Source organism: Marinobacterium sediminicola, assembly GCF_022343685.1.
GTDB lineage: Bacteria > Pseudomonadota > Gammaproteobacteria > Pseudomonadales > Balneatricaceae > Marinobacterium > Marinobacterium sediminicola.
This window is the reverse complement of the sequence record NZ_CP092123.1, coordinates 1881116-1900212: the sequence shown is the minus strand read 5'-3', so window position 1 is coordinate 1900212 and position 19097 is coordinate 1881116. Positions and strand designations below refer to the sequence as shown.

General features: G+C 53.5%; 16 protein-coding genes. 8 read left to right on the top strand and 8 right to left on the bottom strand.

Going from position 1 to position 19097, the window contains the following annotated elements; all coding sequences use genetic code 11:
- Window positions 1–8: 8 nt before the first annotated feature.
- A complete protein-coding gene (gene prpF / locus LN244_RS08820) occupies window positions 9–1187 on the top strand; it encodes a 2-methylaconitate cis-trans isomerase PrpF (RefSeq protein WP_239039431.1) in 1179 nt (392 codons plus the stop codon).
- Window positions 1188–1373: 186 nt separating this feature from the next.
- On the top strand, window positions 1374–2765 hold the full coding sequence (locus LN244_RS08815; protein WP_239039430.1) for a diguanylate cyclase: 1392 nt from the start codon (window positions 1374–1376) through the stop codon (window positions 2763–2765).
- A 43-nt stretch (window positions 2766–2808) separates the two neighbouring features.
- Here the strand turns inward: LN244_RS08815 and LN244_RS08810 are convergent, their stop codons facing one another.
- A complete protein-coding gene (locus LN244_RS08810; RefSeq protein ID WP_239039429.1) occupies window positions 2809–3876 on the bottom strand; it encodes a 3-deoxy-7-phosphoheptulonate synthase in 1068 nt (355 codons plus the stop codon).
- Window positions 3877–4113: 237 nt separating this feature from the next.
- Between LN244_RS08810 and dsbD the strand changes: the two genes are divergently transcribed.
- A complete protein-coding gene (gene dsbD / locus LN244_RS08805; protein WP_239039428.1) occupies window positions 4114–5967 on the top strand; it encodes a protein-disulfide reductase DsbD in 1854 nt (617 codons plus the stop codon).
- A 54-nt stretch (window positions 5968–6021) separates the two neighbouring features.
- Here the strand turns inward: dsbD and LN244_RS08800 are convergent, their stop codons facing one another.
- Window positions 6022–7971, bottom strand: a complete 1950-nt coding sequence (locus LN244_RS08800; RefSeq protein WP_239039427.1) for an acetoacetate--CoA ligase — start codon at window positions 7969–7971, stop codon at window positions 6022–6024.
- 136 nt (window positions 7972–8107) lie between these two features.
- A complete protein-coding gene (locus LN244_RS08795; protein ID WP_239039426.1) occupies window positions 8108–8653 on the bottom strand; it encodes a hydrolase in 546 nt (181 codons plus the stop codon).
- Window positions 8654–9023: 370 nt separating this feature from the next.
- Between LN244_RS08795 and paaY the strand changes: the two genes are divergently transcribed.
- Window positions 9024–9635 (top strand): phenylacetic acid degradation protein PaaY, encoded by a 612-nt coding sequence (paaY, locus tag LN244_RS08790; RefSeq protein WP_239039425.1) that lies wholly within the window; start codon window positions 9024–9026, stop codon window positions 9633–9635.
- A gap of 37 nt (window positions 9636–9672) precedes the next feature.
- Here the strand turns inward: paaY and LN244_RS08785 are convergent, their stop codons facing one another.
- The 3 genes from LN244_RS08785 to efpL form a co-directional block, all read right to left on the bottom strand.
- Complete coding sequence (locus tag LN244_RS08785) at window positions 9673–10245, bottom strand: DUF2889 domain-containing protein (protein WP_239039424.1); 573 nt, start codon at window positions 10243–10245, stop codon at window positions 9673–9675.
- Window positions 10246–10271: 26 nt separating this feature from the next.
- Window positions 10272–11192 (bottom strand): phenylacetic acid degradation operon negative regulatory protein PaaX, encoded by a 921-nt coding sequence (paaX, locus tag LN244_RS08780; RefSeq protein WP_239039423.1) that lies wholly within the window; start codon window positions 11190–11192, stop codon window positions 10272–10274.
- 412 nt (window positions 11193–11604) lie between these two features.
- On the bottom strand, window positions 11605–12171 hold the full coding sequence (gene efpL, locus LN244_RS08775; protein WP_239039422.1) for an elongation factor P-like protein EfpL: 567 nt from the start codon (window positions 12169–12171) through the stop codon (window positions 11605–11607).
- Window positions 12172–12322: 151 nt separating this feature from the next.
- Here efpL and LN244_RS08770 point away from each other — a divergent pair, with 151 nt between their 5' ends.
- A complete protein-coding gene (locus LN244_RS08770) occupies window positions 12323–12688 on the top strand; it encodes a DOPA 4,5-dioxygenase family protein (protein ID WP_239039421.1) in 366 nt (121 codons plus the stop codon).
- Here the strand turns inward: LN244_RS08770 and ppsR are convergent, their stop codons facing one another.
- Window positions 12689–13507, bottom strand: a complete 819-nt coding sequence (ppsR, locus tag LN244_RS08765) for a posphoenolpyruvate synthetase regulatory kinase/phosphorylase PpsR (RefSeq protein WP_239039420.1) — start codon at window positions 13505–13507, stop codon at window positions 12689–12691.
- A gap of 244 nt (window positions 13508–13751) precedes the next feature.
- On the opposite strand from ppsR, the gene ppsA reads away from it, so the two are divergent.
- A complete protein-coding gene (gene ppsA, locus LN244_RS08760; protein ID WP_408904465.1) occupies window positions 13752–16082 on the top strand; it encodes a phosphoenolpyruvate synthase in 2331 nt (776 codons plus the stop codon).
- Window positions 16083–16157: 75 nt separating this feature from the next.
- On the opposite strand, the gene LN244_RS08755 is transcribed toward ppsA, so the two are convergent.
- Window positions 16158–16745: a hypothetical protein gene (locus LN244_RS08755; protein WP_239039418.1), complete on the bottom strand. Its 588-nt coding sequence runs from the start codon at window positions 16743–16745 to the stop codon at window positions 16158–16160.
- Window positions 16746–16951: 206 nt separating this feature from the next.
- Between LN244_RS08755 and groES the strand changes: the two genes are divergently transcribed.
- Both groES and groL read left to right on the top strand, forming a co-directional pair.
- The gene (gene groES, locus LN244_RS08750) at window positions 16952–17266 is read left to right on the top strand and encodes a co-chaperone GroES (RefSeq protein WP_239039417.1); all 315 of its coding nucleotides are present in this window, start codon (window positions 16952–16954) and stop codon (window positions 17264–17266) included.
- Window positions 17263–18894 (top strand): chaperonin GroEL, encoded by a 1632-nt coding sequence (gene groL, locus LN244_RS08745; RefSeq protein ID WP_239039416.1) that lies wholly within the window; start codon window positions 17263–17265, stop codon window positions 18892–18894. Before groES ends, groL begins: the two co-directional genes overlap by 4 nt.
- Window positions 18895–19097: the final 203 nt, after the last annotated feature.

Here is a 19097-nt window from a genome sequence, read left to right as displayed (position 1 = left end):
GCATCTACATGTCCAGTGTTCCCCAGATTAAAGTACCGGCTACCTATATCCGTGGCGGTACCAGCAAGGGTGTTTTCTTCCGTCGTCAGGACCTGCCTGCAGCCTGTCAGGAACCCGGAGAGGCTCGCGACAAGTTGCTGATGCGTGTTATCGGCAGCCCTGATCCCTACGGTCAGCAGATTGATGGTATGGGTGGCGCGACTTCATCGACATCCAAGACCGTTATCCTGGACAAAAGCACTCAGCCTGATCATGACGTTGACTACCTGTTCGGTCAGGTTGCGATCAATAAGGCATTCGTTGACTGGTCAGGTAACTGCGGCAATCTGACGGCTGCGGTCGGTGCGTTTGCCATCAGTGGTGGACTGGTTGATCCCGAGCGCATTCCTGAAAACGGTATCTGCACCGTGCGCATCTGGCAGAAAAACATTCAGAAGACCATCATCGCTCATGTCCCAATCACCAATGGTGAGGTGCAGGAAACCGGTGATTTCGAGCTGGATGGCGTGACCTTCCCGGCCGCTGAAGTGGTCATTGAGTTCATGGACCCGGCCGATGGTGAAGGTTCCATGTTCCCGACCGGCAATCTGGTCGATGATCTGGAAGTGCCGGGCATCGGTACCTTCAAGGCGACCATGATCAATGCCGGTATCCCGACGATCTTCGTTAATGCCGCAGATATCGGTTACACCGGTACCGAGCTGCAGAAGGACATCAACGGCGATGCTGATGCGCTGGCACGTTTTGAAACCATGCGTGCCTACGGGGCGGTGAAGATGGGCCTGATCCAGGACATTGAAGAAGCAGTAGCCCGTCAGCATACGCCAAAAATCGCATTTGTTGCGCCAGCAACTGATTATGAAGCGTCCAGCGGAAAACAGATCAGTGCCAGCGATATCGATGTGTGCGTGCGCGCGCTTTCCATGGGCAAGCTGCATCATGCCATGATGGGCACCGCATCCGTCGCCATTGCCACGGCTGCTGCCGTGCCGGGCACGCTGGTGAATCTGGCCGCAGGGGGTGGTGCTCGTGAAGCGGTAACCTTCGGTCACCCATCCGGTACCCTGCGAGTGGGCGCGGCGGCGGAAGAAGTAAACGGTGAATGGACTGCCAAAAAGGCGGTTATGAGTCGAAGCGCTCGCGTATTGATGGAGGGATTTGTTCGCGTGCCTGGTGATACCTTCTAACCATCAATGTCTGACGGAATGAGCACATTCCGACACCCAGAGAAAAGCCTGATGAGTTTTCATCAGGCTTTTTTTGTTTTCTCGAATTCCCCGTGGATCTAAGCAGTAAATTAACCGTATCTAAAAGACATCATTCGATAAATTGCTTAAACTTATCGTAATAGTCCGAAAAGAGTAGATCCCTGTATGAAGCGCACATTTTTGCGTTCAGGTCTTGGGCCTGAAGGCATATACCTGATTGTTGCGCTGCTGTTAGTGGTTGGTGTTGTTCTGACGGAATATGTCGTCGGTATGGCCAAACAGCGGGCTGCCCAGATACGTAGTATGGAAGCTACAGCTTTGCTTGCCAGCATGAGAGCCCAGTTGGAAACTGAGGTTAATTCCGTACTTTACCTGTCTCGTGGATTGTTAAGCTTTGTATCAGCGTACCCGGAAAGCACATCTGACCGCTGGTACGAATTATCAAAAGAGATCGTTCGTGAAGCGCCATTGGTACGTAACATTGGACTGGCACCGGACAATGTGATGCGTTTTGTTTACCCGCTGAAGGGAAATGAGGCTGCAATTGGCCTGGATTACCGCCAAAACAAGAATCAGTGGCCTGCCGTTGAAGAAGCAATCATCAGTGGCAGGATGAAGATGGCGGGTCCTTTGAAACTTGTTCAGGGTGGTCTTGGGGTAATCGCTCGAGAGCCTATCTATTTTCGTCGCGATGGTGAAAAGCATTATTGGGGGCTTGCATCGATCGTTATCGACTATGACGCACTGATGCTGAAAGCCGGTATTGCTGAATCTACATCAGGTTTTGATATTTCTATTCGAGGTCGTGATGGTACCGGTGAAACTGGTGAGGTATTTTTTGGCGACCAGGCTGTTTTCGTGAATCCAGTTGCCAAGATGAATATGGTTTTTCCCGGTGGTAATTGGGTCATAGCTGCGACGCCTGTTAATGGTGCCAGTGCATCGGTCGTGTGGATGCGGCTCACTGCCTGGTTGCTGCTGGCCGCGCTGTCAGGCGTGATAATTCTTATCTATCGTCTGTATCGCCTTGCTTACTGGCAATCACTGACCGACACATTGACCGGTGAGGCCAATCGCCGCTGTTTGATGAATCGTACAGAGCATCTGGCTCAACTTTATCCAAGAACAGGTATCGGCTTTGCATTGTTGTTTATCGATCTGAATCACTTCAAGTCGGTCAATGACACCTTTGGCCATCAAATTGGTGACTTGTTGCTTATCGCGGCAGCTAAACGTCTACGCGAGAACTGTCGTGCCTCCGATACTCTGGCGCGTAATGGGGGAGACGAGTTCATTCTTTTGCAGCCCGGTGTGGGTCGAGAGGATGTACACAAGCTGGCCGCCAAGATCGAAGAACTGATGGTAGTGCCTTTCGAGATCGATGGGCAGGTGCTTAATATTTCGGCCAGTGTGGGTTATGCGGTTTTTCCTGAAGACTCCAGTGAGTGTGAAGCTGTAATCAGCCTTGCGGACAGTCGCATGTACACGCGCAAACGAAATAAGAAAGCGTTGGAGCGAGCAGAAAAGGAAGCTAACGAGCCCTTGGTCAGGGTTTAGTCGAGTGAAAAATAAGGGCGGCGTCAAGCCGCCCTGTTACCGATTAGCGCTGGTCAAGCACGCCTTTCAGTTTGGCATCCATCTCGCGCATGCATTTTTCTGTTGCGTTCCAATCGATACAGGCATCGGTGACCGATACGCCGTGCTTCAGTTGGGTCAGGTCTTCAGGAATAGACTGATTACCCCATTCCAGGTTGCTCTCGATCATCAAGCTGACGATAGAGGTATTACCTTCGAGAATCTGATTCGCAACATTCTCTGCTACCAGCGGCTGCAGTGCAGGGTCTTTGCTGGAGTTGGCGTGGCTGCAATCCACCATGATGTTGGCTTTCTGGCCCGCTTTTTCCAGTGCCTGCTCGCACAGCTTCACGCTTACGGAGTCATAGTTGGGCTTGCCGTTACCCCCGCGCAGCACTACATGGCCATAGCGGTTGCCGCGGGTACGAACGATCGATACCTGGCCATCGCCGTTCATGCCGAGGAAGCTGTGTGGATGCAGGACGGATTTCATGGCGTTGACGGCCACATCCAGACCGCCATCCGTGCCGTTCTTGAAGCCAACCGCGCAGGATAGACCGGACGACATCTCGCGGTGGGTTTGCGATTCGGTGGTGCGTGCACCTATGGCTGACCAGCTGATCAGGTCTTGAAGATACTGCGGTGTGTTGGGGTCAAGTGCTTCTGTAGCCAGCGGCAGGCCCATCTCGGACAGATCGATCAGCAGTTTGCGCGCAATGTGCAGACCCTCTTCAATATCAAAGGAGTCATTCATGTGCGGGTCATTGATCAGACCTTTCCAGCCAACAGTGGTGCGGGGCTTTTCAAAATAAACGCGCATGACCAGATACAGGGTGTCTTTTACTTCTTCAGCCAGGGCCTTGAGCTTGCGGCCATACTCAAGTGCTGCTTCGGGGTCGTGGATAGAGCAGGGGCCTACCACAACGAACAGTCGCTTGTCCTTACGATCAAGAATGTCCTTGATCACCTGGCGACCTTCCATCACGGTGGCAGCAGCAGCTTCGGTGATCGGCAGTTTTGCCTTGAGGGCTTCCGGCGTGATGAGCGGAATGTTGGATTCAATATTAAGGTCTTCTACGCGTGTATCGGTCATCTTATAGTCCTGGCAGCGGCTTAAATGCTGAATGTCGGCTTTATTGGGCTAGCCGATCATTCTGTTTTACCACATCGTTGCGGCGGTTATAAGTATCTGAAGGTTTGAGATTTAATGCTGGATACCGGTGATTGGAGGGTGAGTGTTAAACTTGTTGCAACTTCAGCTGTTGAAACGAACATTTTGTCGCCCTCAGGGTCAGATTGTGGGTAATGTGACTGGATAAGGAAGATGGTTTTGTTGAATCGTGTACTCTGGAAGCCATTGCTGGTTTGGGTGTTGGCACTGCTGGTGAGTGTGACGTCTGCTCACGCAAGTCTCTTCGGAACCGCTTCGAGTAATCAGCCGCTTGATGTAGAAGAGGCTTTCAAGCTCCGTGTTGAAGCGGCCTCCATGGGGGTCACCCGACTCGTCTGGGAAGTCGAGCCTGATTACTACCTGTATCGAGATCGGATCCAGATTGATGTCCCCGCGGGGGTTGAGCTTGTAGATCGACGTGATATCAGTGGCGACATGAAGGATGACCCTCTGTTTGGCAGAGTGGAGGTCTATCACAACCGTGCAGAGGTTGCGTTGCTGTTGGGGCACGTGCCTGGAGAGGGTGGGAGTGCTGATCTGGAGGTGACGTATCAGGGTTGTTGGGAAGGGGGGGTTTGCTACCCACCAGTGACCAAAACCGTCAGCGTCAGTAATTTACCGGCGGCTGCCGGGTTGAGTTGGCCTGTAGACACGAAGGATGGGGCGGTTTCAGCTGATGGCAGTGAGAGCGCGGATGCATTCGTAAGCGAGCAGGACCAGTTTGCTCGCCTTTTGTCCGGTGGAAACTGGCTATTGATGCTGGGTGGTTTTTTCCTGGCGGGGCTGGCGCTTTCCTTGACGCCCTGTGTATTGCCGATGATCCCAATCCTCTCAAGCATTATCGCGGGCCAAGGAACTCATCTGAGTACCCTGCGTGCCTTTATGCTTTCCCTCGTCTATGTGTTGGCGATGGCCGCCACGTACACAGTTGCAGGGATAATCGCGGGGCTTTTTGGTGCCAACCTGCAGGCTGCCTTCCAGAACCCTTGGGTGATCGGGAGTTTTAGTGCTGTCTTCGTATTGCTGGCGTTTTCAATGTTCGGTTTTTATGACTTGCAGCTGCCGTCAGCGCTACAGAGCCGATTAAGTGGTGTCAGCCATCGTCAACAGGGTGGAACCCTGAGCGGTGTGGCCATTATGGGGCTGTTATCTGCTTTGATCGTGGGGCCTTGTATGGCAGCCCCCTTGGCGGGGGCGCTGATCTACATTGGTCAGAGTGGAGATCCTGTGCTGGGTGGTGTTGCGCTGTTTACCCTGTCAATGGGGATGGGGGTGCCCCTGTTGCTGGTCGGTGCGTCGGCAGGCAAGTTGATTCCCCGTGCAGGGGCGTGGATGGAAGGCGTCAAGGCCGGTTTTGGTGTTGTGTTGCTGCTGATGGCGGTCTGGATGCTGGATCGACTGATGCCAACCATTATTACGATGTTGCTGGTCAGCCTGATTCTGATGGTCAGCGCGGTTTACCTGGGTGCGCTTGATCGTTTACATGATCGCGCGCGTGGCTGGCACCGTTTCTGGAAAGGGATCGGAGTCATTCTGCTGGTTTACGGTGCTGCGCTCATGATCGGCGTGCTGTCCGGTGGCAAAAGTCTCCTCTATCCCTTGCAGGGAGTGATGGGGGGTGTGTCTGCCCAGGCTGGGCAGACCGCTCGCTTGCCTTTTGAAATCGTCAGTCGTGAGAGTGATCTGGACAGGCTTTTGGTGCAGGCCAAACAGCAGGGGCAGCCAGTGATGCTGGATTTCTATGCAGACTGGTGTATCTCGTGCGTTGAGCTGGAATATGTGACGTTCAGCGATGCCTCTGTCCAGCAGTCATTGGCACCGTTCAAACTGATTAAGCTGGATGTGACGGCAAATGACGAGGAGGCCAAGGCCCTGTATCGCCGTTTCTCAATCATCGGTCCGCCTGCACTGATTTTCTATGATGCGAGTGGCCAGGTGCGTCCTGAATTGACGCTGATCGGTGTGATTGACCCGGCGGACTTTGTTGCTCAGGTGGGACGTGTGCGTTTCTGAACGGCTTTCAGTATTTGATTCAAAAAGGCCCCGCAGTATGCGGGGCCTTTTCGTTCATGATTGAAGTTCGGGCAGGTCCCGGAAGAGTTCAAGTGCTTCGGGGTTGGCCAGAGCGTCCTTGTTTTTAACCTCTTCACCCATGACGACTTTGCGCACGGCCAGTTCGACAATCTTGCCGCTGATCGTGCGCGGGATGTCGCTGACCTGAATAACACGAGCCGGAACGTGTCGCGGCGTGGTATTGGCGCGTATGGTATCCCGAATGGTTTTGATCAGCATGTCGTCAAGTTCAATACCATCCTGCAGGCGCACAAACAGCACCACACGTACATCATTATCCCAGGGTTGGCCAATGCACAGGCTTTCGAGAACGCCTTCAACCTTTTCTACCTGCCGGTAGATTTCGGCTGTACCAATTCGAACCCCACCGGGGTTGAGAACTGCATCAGAGCGGCCATGGATGATCAGACCATCATGTGCGGTGATCTCGCCATAGTCTCCATGCGCCCAGATATTCTCGAATTGTCTGAAATAGGCATCATGATATTTGCGCCCGTCCGGATCGTTCCAGAAACCGATCGGCATGGACGGGAAGGGTTGGGTGCACACGAGTTCGCCTTTTTCGCCACGGACAGGCTGGCCATCATCATTGAAGATGTCGACCGCCATACCCAGCCCTCGGCACTGGAGTTCACCTGCATAGACAGGGCGAATCGGGCAGCCCAGTGCGAAGCAGGAGATGATATCAGTGCCGCCCGAAATGGATGACAGCTGGAGGTCTGCTTTGATGTCCCGATAGACATATTCAAAGCTTTCATGCGCAAGGGGGGAGCCGGTCGATAATACAGCCTTCAGCGCTGTCAGGTCATGGCTTTCACGGGGTTTTACCTCCGCTTTTTCCAGTGCGGCGATATACTTTGCACTGGTGCCGAAAATGCTGATCTTTTCCTGTTCGGCTATATCCCAGAGCACACTTGGCTGAGGTGCGAAAGGCGAACCGTCAAAGAGGATGAGTGTACAGCCGGTGGCCAGGCCGCTTACCAGCCAGTTCCACATCATCCAGCCACAGGTCGTGTAGTAAAAGAGTCGGTCATCACGGCCCACATCCGTATGCAGCATATGCTCTTTCAGATGCTGGAGCAGAGTACCCCCAGCACTGTGTACGATGCACTTGGGGACTCCAGTGGTGCCAGAGGAGTACATGACATAGAGAGGGTGGTCGAATGGCAGTTGCTCAAAAACAATCTCTGCCGCATCCTGGTCAACAAAGTCATCCCAGAGCACTGCGCGCGGGATGTGGCTGACATCCGGGCGGGCTTCGATGAAAGGGATCACCAGTATCGTTTCAACGGAATTCAGCTTGTCTGCGATACCTTGTACGCGTTCGAGGCTGTTCAGTACCTTGCCGTTATATCGATATCCGTCGGTGGTCAGCATAACCTTGGGTTCTACCTGACCAAAGCGGTCCAGGACACCGTTAATGCCAAAATCCGGCGAGCAGGAGCTCCAGATAGCGCCGATTGAAGCCGTGGCAAGCATGCCGACCAACGTGGCCGGGATGTTGGGCATGAAGCCCGAGACACGATCGCCCTTGGTAACCCCCTGTTTGCGCAATGCGCTGGCCAGCTGTGCTACCTGGCGGTAAAGCTCAGCATGGCTTAATTCGATACGGGTATCATCTTCGCCACGGAAAATGACGGCTGGCTGCTCGTCGCGATAACGCAGCAGGTTCTGGGCAAAATTCAGCTGTGCTTCCGGGAACCAGCGTGCACCTGGCATTCGCTCAGGGTGCTCAAGTACCGTCGAACCGCGTTGAGAAGCAATGACATCGGCATAGTCCCAGAGCTCACTCCAAAAAGCGGTGCTGTGCTCGATGCTCCATTGGTGCAGGCTTTCATAAGTGTCCAGAGACAGGTTGTGCTTCCTGTTCAGCTGCTGCATGAACTGAAACATGCGTGTTTGTTCGCAACGGGACCGTTCCGGTGTCCAGAGTGGCGCTGTCATCGACCTCTCCTGATCTAATTTTTATGTGAGATATCGTAAAGCGATTAAGCAATGAAAGTTTACGTTAACGTAAACTTTCATTGATATGCGATGCGGAGTCAAGAGGGGCTAGGGAAAATACCTAGAGGGCAGTGTCTCAGCGGAGGTAGTTCTTGCTGATTTCTCTGAAGCTGTCGGTGCCTGCTCGGCGCATCCATTCGAAGGCGACCATCTCACGGCTGACGACATAAATTCCGCATTGGCGGAAGCGGGCGAGTGCTGCAGCCTTGTCAGCAGGAGAGCGCGAAGAGACACAATCCTCAACTACATAGACTTCTCGTGCCTGCTGCTTAAGCTCTAGAGCTGTTTGCAGAACGCATACATGTGATTCCATGCCTACCAGCACCACCTGATTGTATTTGCCAGCATTGATGACACGATTGGGGGTGGCATCTGACATCGCTGAAAAATGAATTTTTTCGATAATGTTTTCCGGCTTGATACGCTGGCGAATGCCAGAGAGCGTCACTCCAAGTCCCTGGGGATATTGTTCGGTCGCCAAAACGGGCACATTCAAGCGGTTGGCTATATCGATCAGCCACTCACAGTTGGCGACAGTCTGTTCAGCCTGGTGGATGACGGGGGCCATCTTTTCCTGAATATCGACTACCAGCAGGCAGGACTTGTCGGGATGAATCAGCATGGTTTCTTCCTCCTGTAATGCGTGCCTGCAGCATAGCCTGAACAGACGTTACAGTGAATTGCATGGCTCGATTTTAGAGTTTCAGGATTGAGAAAAAGTGGCAGACCTGAGTCTGCCATGTAAGGGCAAAGTATCATTGCTTGCTTCGGATGGATGGAGATCCGAAGGGAAGATGAGAGAGTTGCCTGACTGCTTAAAGGCAACATGCGGCTATATTAGCACAAAGGGTAAAGAGATACAGATTAATTATTTAAAATCTAAATAATGTATCGCTTTCGGTGTTGTCTGAAATAAGATCTTGCTGGAGCCTGCCCTGTTTGCATGTTAGAAATGATGCCCATAATGCTAAGTAAGTAGTCTAGGAGACCTCATGAAAGTCTATTCCATCGACGGTATTACCCCGGTTATCGACCCGACAGCTTTTGTTCACCCGAGCGCGGTACTCATTGGTGACGTGATCGTGGGGCCACGATGTTATGTTGGGCCTGCCGCCTGTCTGCGTGGAGATTTCGGTCGTCTGGTGCTGAAAGAGGGAGCCAATATTCAGGATACCTGTGTCATGCATGGTTTTCCCGGCACGGATACTGTCGTAGAGGAAGATGGGCATATTGGTCATGGTGCCGTTTTGCATGGATGTGTCATCAAGCGAAATGCTCTGGTGGGTATGAATGCGGTCGTCATGGATGGTGCTGTGGTAGGTGAGTCTTCAATTGTCGCCGCGATGGCGTTTGTTAAAGCCAAGTTTGAAGTGCCTGATCGTACGTTGGTTGCCGGCTCGCCGGCGCGCGTGGTGCGTGAGCTGGGTGAAAAGGAGATTGCGTGGAAGTCGGCGGGTACGCGCCAGTATCAGGATTTGGCCGTGCGCAGCCTGAATACGATGCAGGAAGTGGAAGCGCTCACAGAGGTTGAGCCGGATCGCAAAAGACTCAGTTTTGAAGAGGATGTGATTCCTCTGTATCAGGTCAAGGAAAAATCCGAATAAGCCGCCAGGTGGAGGCCGGCACCTCCACCCCCTGTCTTCATTTTTCTACCTTGTCATCACCTTGGTAAAAATCGGGCCAGTAGCGTGCGACCACCGGTCCGCGTACGTCGAAAGTATGGCAGGTGTTCAGCATGGGGGGAGGGTTGCCGCCCTTGGCGCCAAAATCTTCCCGTTTCTCGCGCTCATGATGGGTGGTCTGGTAGGCCGTAGTTGCCAGTACGCCCAGCATTTCCAGTAGATGAGTACAGCCCTGAGTGCCGCCAAGCAGTTCTCGTGTCAGCCGGGTAAAGCCGGGTGCAATACGGTGGCCAATCAGTTTTCGGAAGCTGTCTGCAATTTCAGGGCAATAACGGAACGGTGTGTAGTCCATGCTGGCTTCGACATCGAGAATGTTGAGGTCGTAGTCGATGGTCAGGCGCAATGACATTTTATGCAGCGGCTCGCCAGCCGGGATAATGCCATCATTGCGTTCAGCAACCTGCAGATCAAAGCTCTTGATGTCAATGAGCTCGCCTTCGATATCCCAGAGGCCATCCTTGCGCTTGTAACCGTTACAGGTGACATGACGTGTATGCACCGATTCTCGTTCGGCAGGCGTAGACAGTGGCATGGTGTATTACCTCAAAATATACGTAATCAGAGACCGCCAAAGCGCTTGTAGAAGCGAGGGGCTGGTTCTGGCAGAGGGCCGTCGGCCGTTTCCTGAGTTTCGGAAAGCCATTGGTCTGCCTGAGCATAGATCAGGCGGTAGATATTGCGACAAAGTACTCTCGCTGAAGTACCCGCCCAATCGGCAGGCAGGAGTTTTTCAGGTAGCAGTGGATCGCGCAGCAATAGTCGACGGTAGTTGTGAATCAGCAGTGTACGCAGCTGGAAGCACTGCTCTGGCTCAAGCTCATCAGCTGACTTAACCGCCCGCAGGATCGGGCGAAAGCGGTCGAGGAACTGCTGATAGTCTTCGGCCAGCTGCTGCAGGTTCCAGCATTCGTGCACAAGCTGCTTCAGCGCTTCGGAGGTGTGGGTGCCGACCATTTCGGCACGCATGTGAATCACTTCATTCTGGACACAGAGTTCTTGCAGGGTATTGTTCAGCTCTTGAGCGTCGGCCATGGGGTGCGCCATGATGCTGGGCGCGATATTACCGAAACCCTGCCACTCCAGCTCTTTCTTAAGGACCTTGCGCAGCTCATTGTCGAGCTGGTTGGCGAGTACCATGTCCCATTTGCCATCCCACTCAGGGTATAGCTCGGCATAAATGCGTCGGAAAGCGCTTTCGAAGCGGCGGCGCCCAGAGTCTGTCAGGCTGTAGTAGCTGCGGCGGCCAATCTGATTCGAGGTTAACCAGCCGTCCTTGGTCAGGCGGAAGATGGATGTGCGGACCAGGCGCTGATTCAGGCCCAGCGGCTCAAGCAGGTTGATCAGACTCCCCAGCCAGACGGTGCCGCCACGTGCGGCTATCGCATCACCGAATATGGTGATGATAAGTGAGCCACCACGAATGGGCCTTTGTTCCTGGAACTCCTGAACGAGCTCTTCTATACAGCGTATTTTGGTCATGCCTCGAATCTGTTTGGTCGGTACTGGCCGTGCTGCCAAGCTGACCTCTGGTCACTTGATAATACCGGGCAGTGGATTCTATGTCGCCCTGCACGGTTCATCAAGGATGGGTGTGAGCGTGTGCAGCAATGTGTATTAGATGATACATTCAAAATAGTTATTATAAATATAAAGTGTCATAACTTTTTGTCTAATGCAGGGTCAATGTGGCGGTTTACCAGGTGCCTGTTTCAGGCCTGAACGCTATTGATGACGATCGACTGATCGCAGGCAAGTCAAGGATGTGCTGCGGATTAAGTGCCAAGACCGGTTGCTCTGTTCATGAGATTCAGGCTTGGCTGTAGGCCTTTTATATCGAAAGGGCAGTCAAAGAATGGTGTCAGGGCAGTCTGGGCTGCCCTGACAGCTCATATCATGCACGTGACAGGAATTTACCGGTCTCGGTATTGATTTTGACTTTCTCACCGGCTTCCAGATATTCGGGAACCTGCAGTTCCAATCCGGTAGCGAACTTGGCCGGTTTGGTACGCCCGGTGGCGCTGGCGGCCTTCATGCCCGGAACGGTTTCAACAATTTCCATGATGACGGTAGAGGGCAGCTCAATAGTCAGAATGGTGCCATCAACCAGCAGTGCCATGATGCCTTCCATGCCATCCATCAAGAAGGGCAGTTGATCTTCGATCGCGTCCCCGTTAAGCATGTACTGTGAGTAATCTTCAGAGTCCATGAACGTGTAGAGATCCCCTTCCTTATACAGATAGGAGACCTTGCGTCGTTCCAGTGCGGCATCCTTGAGCATGTCGTCACCCGTAAAGGTTTCCTCGTATTTGCCACCACCCGGTAACTTGCTGAATCTCATGCGGTATAGGGTTTTGGCACCACGAGCAGTCGGACTGGAGATGTCGATCTGCTGCACCAGCATATACTGACCGTTGATTTCGACCAGATTGCCGCGTTTAACATCAGCCACTTTTGGCATGACTGGAACTCCACACAATGGGTTGAATAGAAACAGGTCGCCATTTTATGAGAAAAGGCAGTCGTGGCACAGATAGCGCGGGTGGATTTGTTTAAGGTTCAAGAGGTACTTACACTTGTGTCCAGTCTCGATGTAAAAGGGAAATGCCTGAATGTCCGCAACGCCAGAGTTTTATCCGGTTAATTGTCACAAAGCCTATCATGCGCATATCTATTTTGATCAGCAAAGTGTTCAGCAGGTGACCGATATATGTATGCAGATTGAAGATCAGTTCGGTCTGAAAGTCGGGCGTATGCACCAGAAACTGGTCGGTCCGCATCGGCGCTGGAGTGTGCAGGTTCTTTTCAGCCACCGTGACTTCGATGTCTTTGTTCCATGGCTGGACAGTGCACGAGAAGGCCTGGATGTGCTGGTGCATGGCGTAACCGGTGATGAATACAAGGATCATACCGATTACGCCTATTGGCTGGGACAGCCGGTTGATCTGGATCTTTCGATCTTTACCGAACGTCTTTGATCAGCTGATTCGGCGAGTCAGACCTGCATCGTTGATGATGCGTGTTGCAATCTCTTCAATTGAAAAGTTGGTTGTATTGATGCAGTTCAGGCCTTCTTTCTGGAACAGGCGTTCCACGGTTCTGACCTCGAAATCGCACTGATCGAGGGATGCATATCGGCTGTTTGCGCGGCGCTCGTGTCGAATGGCTGCCAACTGAAACGGATCGATGGTCAGGCCGTACAGCTTGTGGCGGTGCTCCTGCAGGCAGTCAGGCAGGCGGTTCGCTTCCATGTCTTCCTCGGTGAGAGGGTAGTTGGCGGCGCGGATGCCGAACTGCAACGCCATGTAGAGGCACGTCGGCGTTTTGCCGCAACGTGACACCCCGACCAGGATAATGTCGGCCTGATTATACTGACGTGTGCGCGCGCCATCGTCGTTATCCAGCGCAAAATTGACCGAGTCGATTCGGTCCTTGTAGCGCTCCATCTCGTTAATGGCGTGAGATTTGCCTACGGAATAGGACGAGTGGGTTTCCAGTTCGGCTTCCAGAGGTTTAAGGAAAGTGGAGAACACGTCGATCTTGAAACCGTTACAGCTCGCCAGGAGGTCGCGTATCTCATCATTCACGATGGTGTCCAGCACAATTGGCGGCCTGCCATCTTCCTCTGCCTGGCGGTTGATGCGTTCTACAACCGAGCGCGCTTTTTCAATGGTGTCGACATAGGGCAGCGTGATCTTTTCGAACCGAATTGCCTCGAATTGCGAGAGCAGACTATGGCCGAGGGTTTCGGCGGTAATGCCGGTGCCATCAGAGATAAAGAAGGCAGTTCTTTTCATGTAGCGGTCCTGATTGTCGACAATGTTGCTGGGTTGTACTTTGCGTCAGGCTGCTACTTTAGCAGAAAATCAACCCTAAGGTTTTGTAAATAAATTACATTTGGCCGAAGCCAAGATTTTTTGCTTTTTCTGCAGTATCATCCGGCTTTCGGTGAAAATAATAATAATGATCCTTACGTCAAACGGCTCAGACTCAGGAGAATTGGCTTTGCAGGATTATGTACTTCGCCTGGAACAGGCGGGCATGGGAGATGTCGACAAAGTCGGCGGCAAGAATGCGTCTTTGGGTGAAATGATCCACCAGCTCAGCGATGCCGGTGTGCGTGTGCCCGGCGGTTTTGCCACCACCGCGCTTGCTTATCGCGATTTTCTGGCGCAAAGCGGTCTTGCTGATCGCATCAACGAAGCGCTGGATGCACTGGATGCAGATGATACACGTGCTCTGATCGAGACGGGCAGCAAGATTCGTCAGTGGATCATGGAAGCCGACTTTCAGCCGGAGCTTGAGCAAGCGATCGATGCTGCTTGGGCTGAAATGACCAACGGTGACGAGATTGCAGTTGCTGTGCGCTCCTCTGCTACAGCAGAAGACCTGCCGGACGCATCTTTCGCCGGTCAGCAGGAAACCTTCCTGAACATCCGCGGGCTGGACAACGTCAAACACGCCATCAAGGAAGTGTTTGCCTCCCTGTATAACGATCGAGCCATCTCCTATCGTGTACACAAGGGTTTTACCCACGCGGAAGTGGCCCTTTCAGCAGGCATCCAGCGCATGGTGCGTTCTGAAACCGGTTCTTCCGGCGTCATGTTTACCATGGATACCGAATCCGGCTTCAACCATGTTGTCTTCATCACCTCGGCCTATGGTCTGGGTGAAACCGTCGTTCAGGGTGCCGTTAACCCGGACGAGTTCTACGTGTACAAGCCAACCCTTGCACAGGGTGCGCCGGCGATTTTGCGTCGTACGTTGGGCTCCAAAGCGATCAAGATGGTGTACACAGACGAGGGCAGTGCCGGCAAGGCTGTTGAAACCGTTGATGTGCCCAAGGCAGACCGTAACAAGTTCTCGATCAATGATGCTGATGTGGAAGAGCTGGCGCGTATCGCCGTAATCATCGAGAAACACTATGGCCGTCCGATGGACATCGAGTGGGCCAAGGACGGTGATGACGGCAAGCTGTACGTGGTGCAGGCGCGTCCTGAAACCGTACAGAGCCAGAACAAGGGCACCGTGATTGAGCGTTACCTGCTGAAAGAAAAAGGCAAAGTGCTGGTTGAAGGTCGCTCCATCGGCCATCGTATCGGCTCAGGCCCCGTTCGCATCGTCAGCGGTCTGGAACAGATGCATGAAGTTCAGCCGGGCGATGTGCTGGTTACTGATATGACCGACCCGGATTGGGAGCCGGTAATGAAGCGTGCGGCAGCGATTGTCACCAATCGTGGTGGTCGCACCTGTCACGCCGCGATCATTGCCCGTGAGCTGGGGATTCCAGCGATCGTCGGCTGTGGTGATGCCACCGAAAAGCTGACGGATGGGCAGGACGTCACCGTGTCCTGTGCAGAAGGCGACACCGGCCGTGCCTACGAGGGTAAGCTGGCGTTTGAGCATCAGAGCAACAGCGTCGAGTCCATGCCGAACCTGCCGTTCGATATCATGATGAACGTGGGCAACCCGGATCGCGCGTTTGATTTCCAGTCCCTGCCCAACGCCGGTGTTGGTTTGGCGCGTCTGGAATTCATCATCAACCGCATGATTGGTGTTCACCCGAAAGCATTGCTCAACTTCGATGAGCAACCACGTGACGTCAAGCAGATCATTGAACGTCGCATCGGCGGCTATGCTTCGCCGGTCGATTTTTACGTCGATAAGCTGGTGGAGGGGATCTCAACCCTGGCGGCGGCCTTCTATCCGAAGAAGGTGATCGTGCGCATGTCCGACTTCAAGTCGAACGAATATGGCCATCTGATTGGCGGCGACCGTTACGAGCCGAGCGAAGAAAACCCGATGCTGGGCTTCCGTGGAGCGGCACGTTACATCTCTGACAACTTCCGCGACTGCTTTGAACTGGAATGTCGTGCGCTCAAGCGTGTGCGTGACGAAATGAAGCTGACGAACATTGAGATCATGCTGCCGTTCGTGCGTACCCCGGGTGAGGCCAAGCAGGTGGTTGAACTGCTGGCGGAAAATGGTCTTCAGCGAGGCAAGAATGGCCTGCGCCTGATCATGATGTGTGAGATCCCGTCCAACGCGCTGTTGGCCGATCAGTTCCTGGAATACTTCGATGGTTTCTCCATTGGTTCCAATGACCTGACTCAGTTGACCTTGGGTCTTGATCGTGACTCCGGCATCATTGCGCACCTGTTTGACGAGCGTAATGAAGCGGTCAAACGACTGCTGGGCATGGCTATTGAGGCCTGTCGCAAGCAGGGCAAGTACGTTGGTATCTGTGGTCAGGGGCCATCCGACCATCCGGATCTGGCGCGCTGGCTGATGGAGCAGGGAATCAGCAGTGTTTCCCTGAATCCGGACTCCGTGCTGGATACCTGGTTCTTCCTGGCCAATGAAAAAGCCTGATCATCCGTGACACCCCAGGGCCCCGACTTGTTCGGGGCCTTTCTGTTTATGGCTAAGGCCGCTGAAAAATACGCGTCAGTGAATTGGCTGAGAGTCGGTATCCAGTGAAATGCCCATAGCGATCAACTGGTCGGCAAGTGCCGGGTTACGTGTGCAAAGCCATCGCTGGTAAAGCGCCATGATCTCGCCTGCCGTGTACCTTCGTTCGCGGTGACAGATGCGGGCAATCAGTTCAAGTGCCTGTGCGAATCGTGCTGCCAGCTCGGCAAAGACGTGTTTCCAGTCACGGGCATGTCCGGCCAGATAGGAGTAGGCACCGCTACCCATGCCGATGAAATAGTCACGTTGTATTCCCTTGCGGGCATAGTGCTCAGGAAACAGTGCCCCCATGAAAAGGGCCTGGTCACCCAATTGGCGCAGCAGCAAACAGCGTTCTCGTTCGTTGTGGCATTGTTGAGCATCACCGTAAATCAGTGCCAGTGGGCGGATGCATATTTCCTCGCCCTCATAACTGAATAGCGCATCTTTACGCGTAAATCGTGCCAGTAAATTGCCCAGATACCAGCGGGTGTCCTCTCCTGTATGCTGATCAGCCTCTTCCTGAAGTCGGCGACGGAAAAATTCAGTCAACCCGTGACGGGCAGTGTAATCCAGTCCATGCATCGACCTGATCTCCTGTTGCTTTGTACACTTTCAAATTAGCAAAAGCTTACTCATGCAAAAGCAAAATTAAGTGAATTTTTTTCAATTATTGATGGGCTTGAAACCGGGTTTGTCCGCTCATATTTGTGTATCAGCGAAATCAATCGCACGTTCATGTTTTCTTTTTGTTGCCTGCTAGAGGCAGGTTGGAAGGAGGAAAAATTGGTATGAGCATTCGACCTCTTGATGATCGACTGGTGGTTCGGCGTGTAGAAGCGGAAACCACAACCAAAGGTGGAATCGTGATACCAGACAAGTCGGCTGAAAAGCCGAGTCAGGGTGAGGTGGTTGCTGTGGGCGAGGGTGCGGTCCTCGAAAACGGCGAACGCCGAAAGTTGGAAGTGAAGGTTGGTGACCGCGTGCTGTTTGCAAAATACGCGGGTAATGAAGTGAAGCTGGATGGCGAGAGCCTGCTGATCATGCGTGAATCAGATGTGCTGGCCATCATCGAAGACACCCCGGCTGAGGAGGAAGCTGCATGAGCGCAAAAACCGTTAAGTTTTCAACCGATGCCCGCGAACGCATGCTGGCGGGCGTGAACATCCTGGCAAACGCCGTTAAGGTTACTCTGGGTCCCAAAGGTCGCAACGTAGTGCTGGACAAGAGCTTTGGTGCGCCGCGTGTGACCAAGGATGGCGTCTCCGTCGCCAAGGAGATCACCCTGAAGGACAAGTTCCAGAACATGGGTGCCCAAATGGTCAAGGAGGTTGCATCCAAGACTGCAGATGTGGCTGGTGACGGCACCACCACGGCAACGGTGCTGGCCCAGGCGCTGGTGCGTGAAGGCCACAAGGCGATTGCATCCGGCATGAATCCAATGGACCTCAAGCGCGGCATCGATGCGGTCTGCAAGGCGGCTGTAGAGGAGCTTCAGGCACTGTCGACACCTTGCGCTGACAGCAAGGCGATTGGTCAGGTGGGTACCGTATCGGCTAACTGGAACAGTGACATTGGACAGATTCTGGCAGATGCGATGGACAAGGTCGGCCGTGATGGTGTGATCACGGTTGAAGAGGGTAAATCCCTTGAAAACGAACTGGAAGTCGTTGAAGGCATGCAGTTCGATCGCGGTTACCTGTCGCCGTACTTTGTCACCAACCAGGAAAAAATGCAGACCGAACTGGATAATCCCTACATTCTCCTGTTCGACAAGAAAATTACCAGCATTCGCGACCTGGTTCCGACGCTGGAAGCGGTTGCCAAGGCCAATAAGCCGTTGCTGATCATTGCCGAAGACATCGAGGGTGAGGCACTGGCGACGCTGGTGGTGAACAACCTGCGCGGCATCCTTAAGGCAGCTGCCGTCAAGGCGCCGGGCTTTGGTGATCGTCGCAAGGCGATGCTGGAAGATATCGCTATTCTGACTGGCGGTACCGTCATCTCTGAAGAGATCGGCCTGTCACTGGAGAAGGTTGAGCTGGAGCAGTTGGGTACTGCTCAACGTGTGGTAATCAGCAAGGAAAATACCACTATCGTCAACGGTTCCGGCACCAGACAGGCGATTGATGCCCGGGTCGAGCAGATCCGCAAGCAGATCGAAGAAACCAGCTCCGACTATGACCGTGAGAAGCTGCAGGAACGCGTTGCCAAGCTCTCTGGTGGTGTTGCCGTCATCAAGATTGGTGCGGCGACCGAAGTCGAAATGAAGGAGAAAAAAGATCTGGTGGATGATGCCCTCCATGCAACGCGTGCAGCCGTGGAAGAAGGTATTGTACCGGGTGGTGGTGTTGCGCTGGTGCGTACCGCTGCAAAATTGGCGGAAAAGCAAATTGAAACCGCCAATGCCGATCAGGATATGGGTGTGCGTATCGCGCTGCGTGCGATGGAAGAGCCTCTGCGCCAAATCGTTACCAATGCGGGTGAAGAAGCCAGTGTGGTGCTGAACAAGGTCCGTGCTGGCGAAGGGAACTTCGGTTACAACGCCCAGACCGGTGAATATGGCGACATGCTTGAAATGGGCATTATTGACCCGGCCAAGGTCACTCGTTCTGCACTGCAGAATGCGGCGTCTATCGCCAGCCTGATTCTGACCACCGAGGCGATGGTGGCCGACCTGCCGGAAGAGAAGTCAGCCTCTGCTCCTGCCGCTGGTATGGGCGACTGGGGCTGATTTCAGGCACATACTTTGGCTCTCCTCACTTCAACACCCGCCGGGGAAACTCGGCGGGTTTTTTTATGTTGACTCAAGCTAAGGGCCCGCTGATATAAAGTCGATCAGTAAAGCAGTATGAGGCCAAAACAGATGTGGGTGTAGACTCTTGACTGCAGGCCTGTACGGATTGCCACAGAGTGCCTGTCTCGAATGAGCAGGGC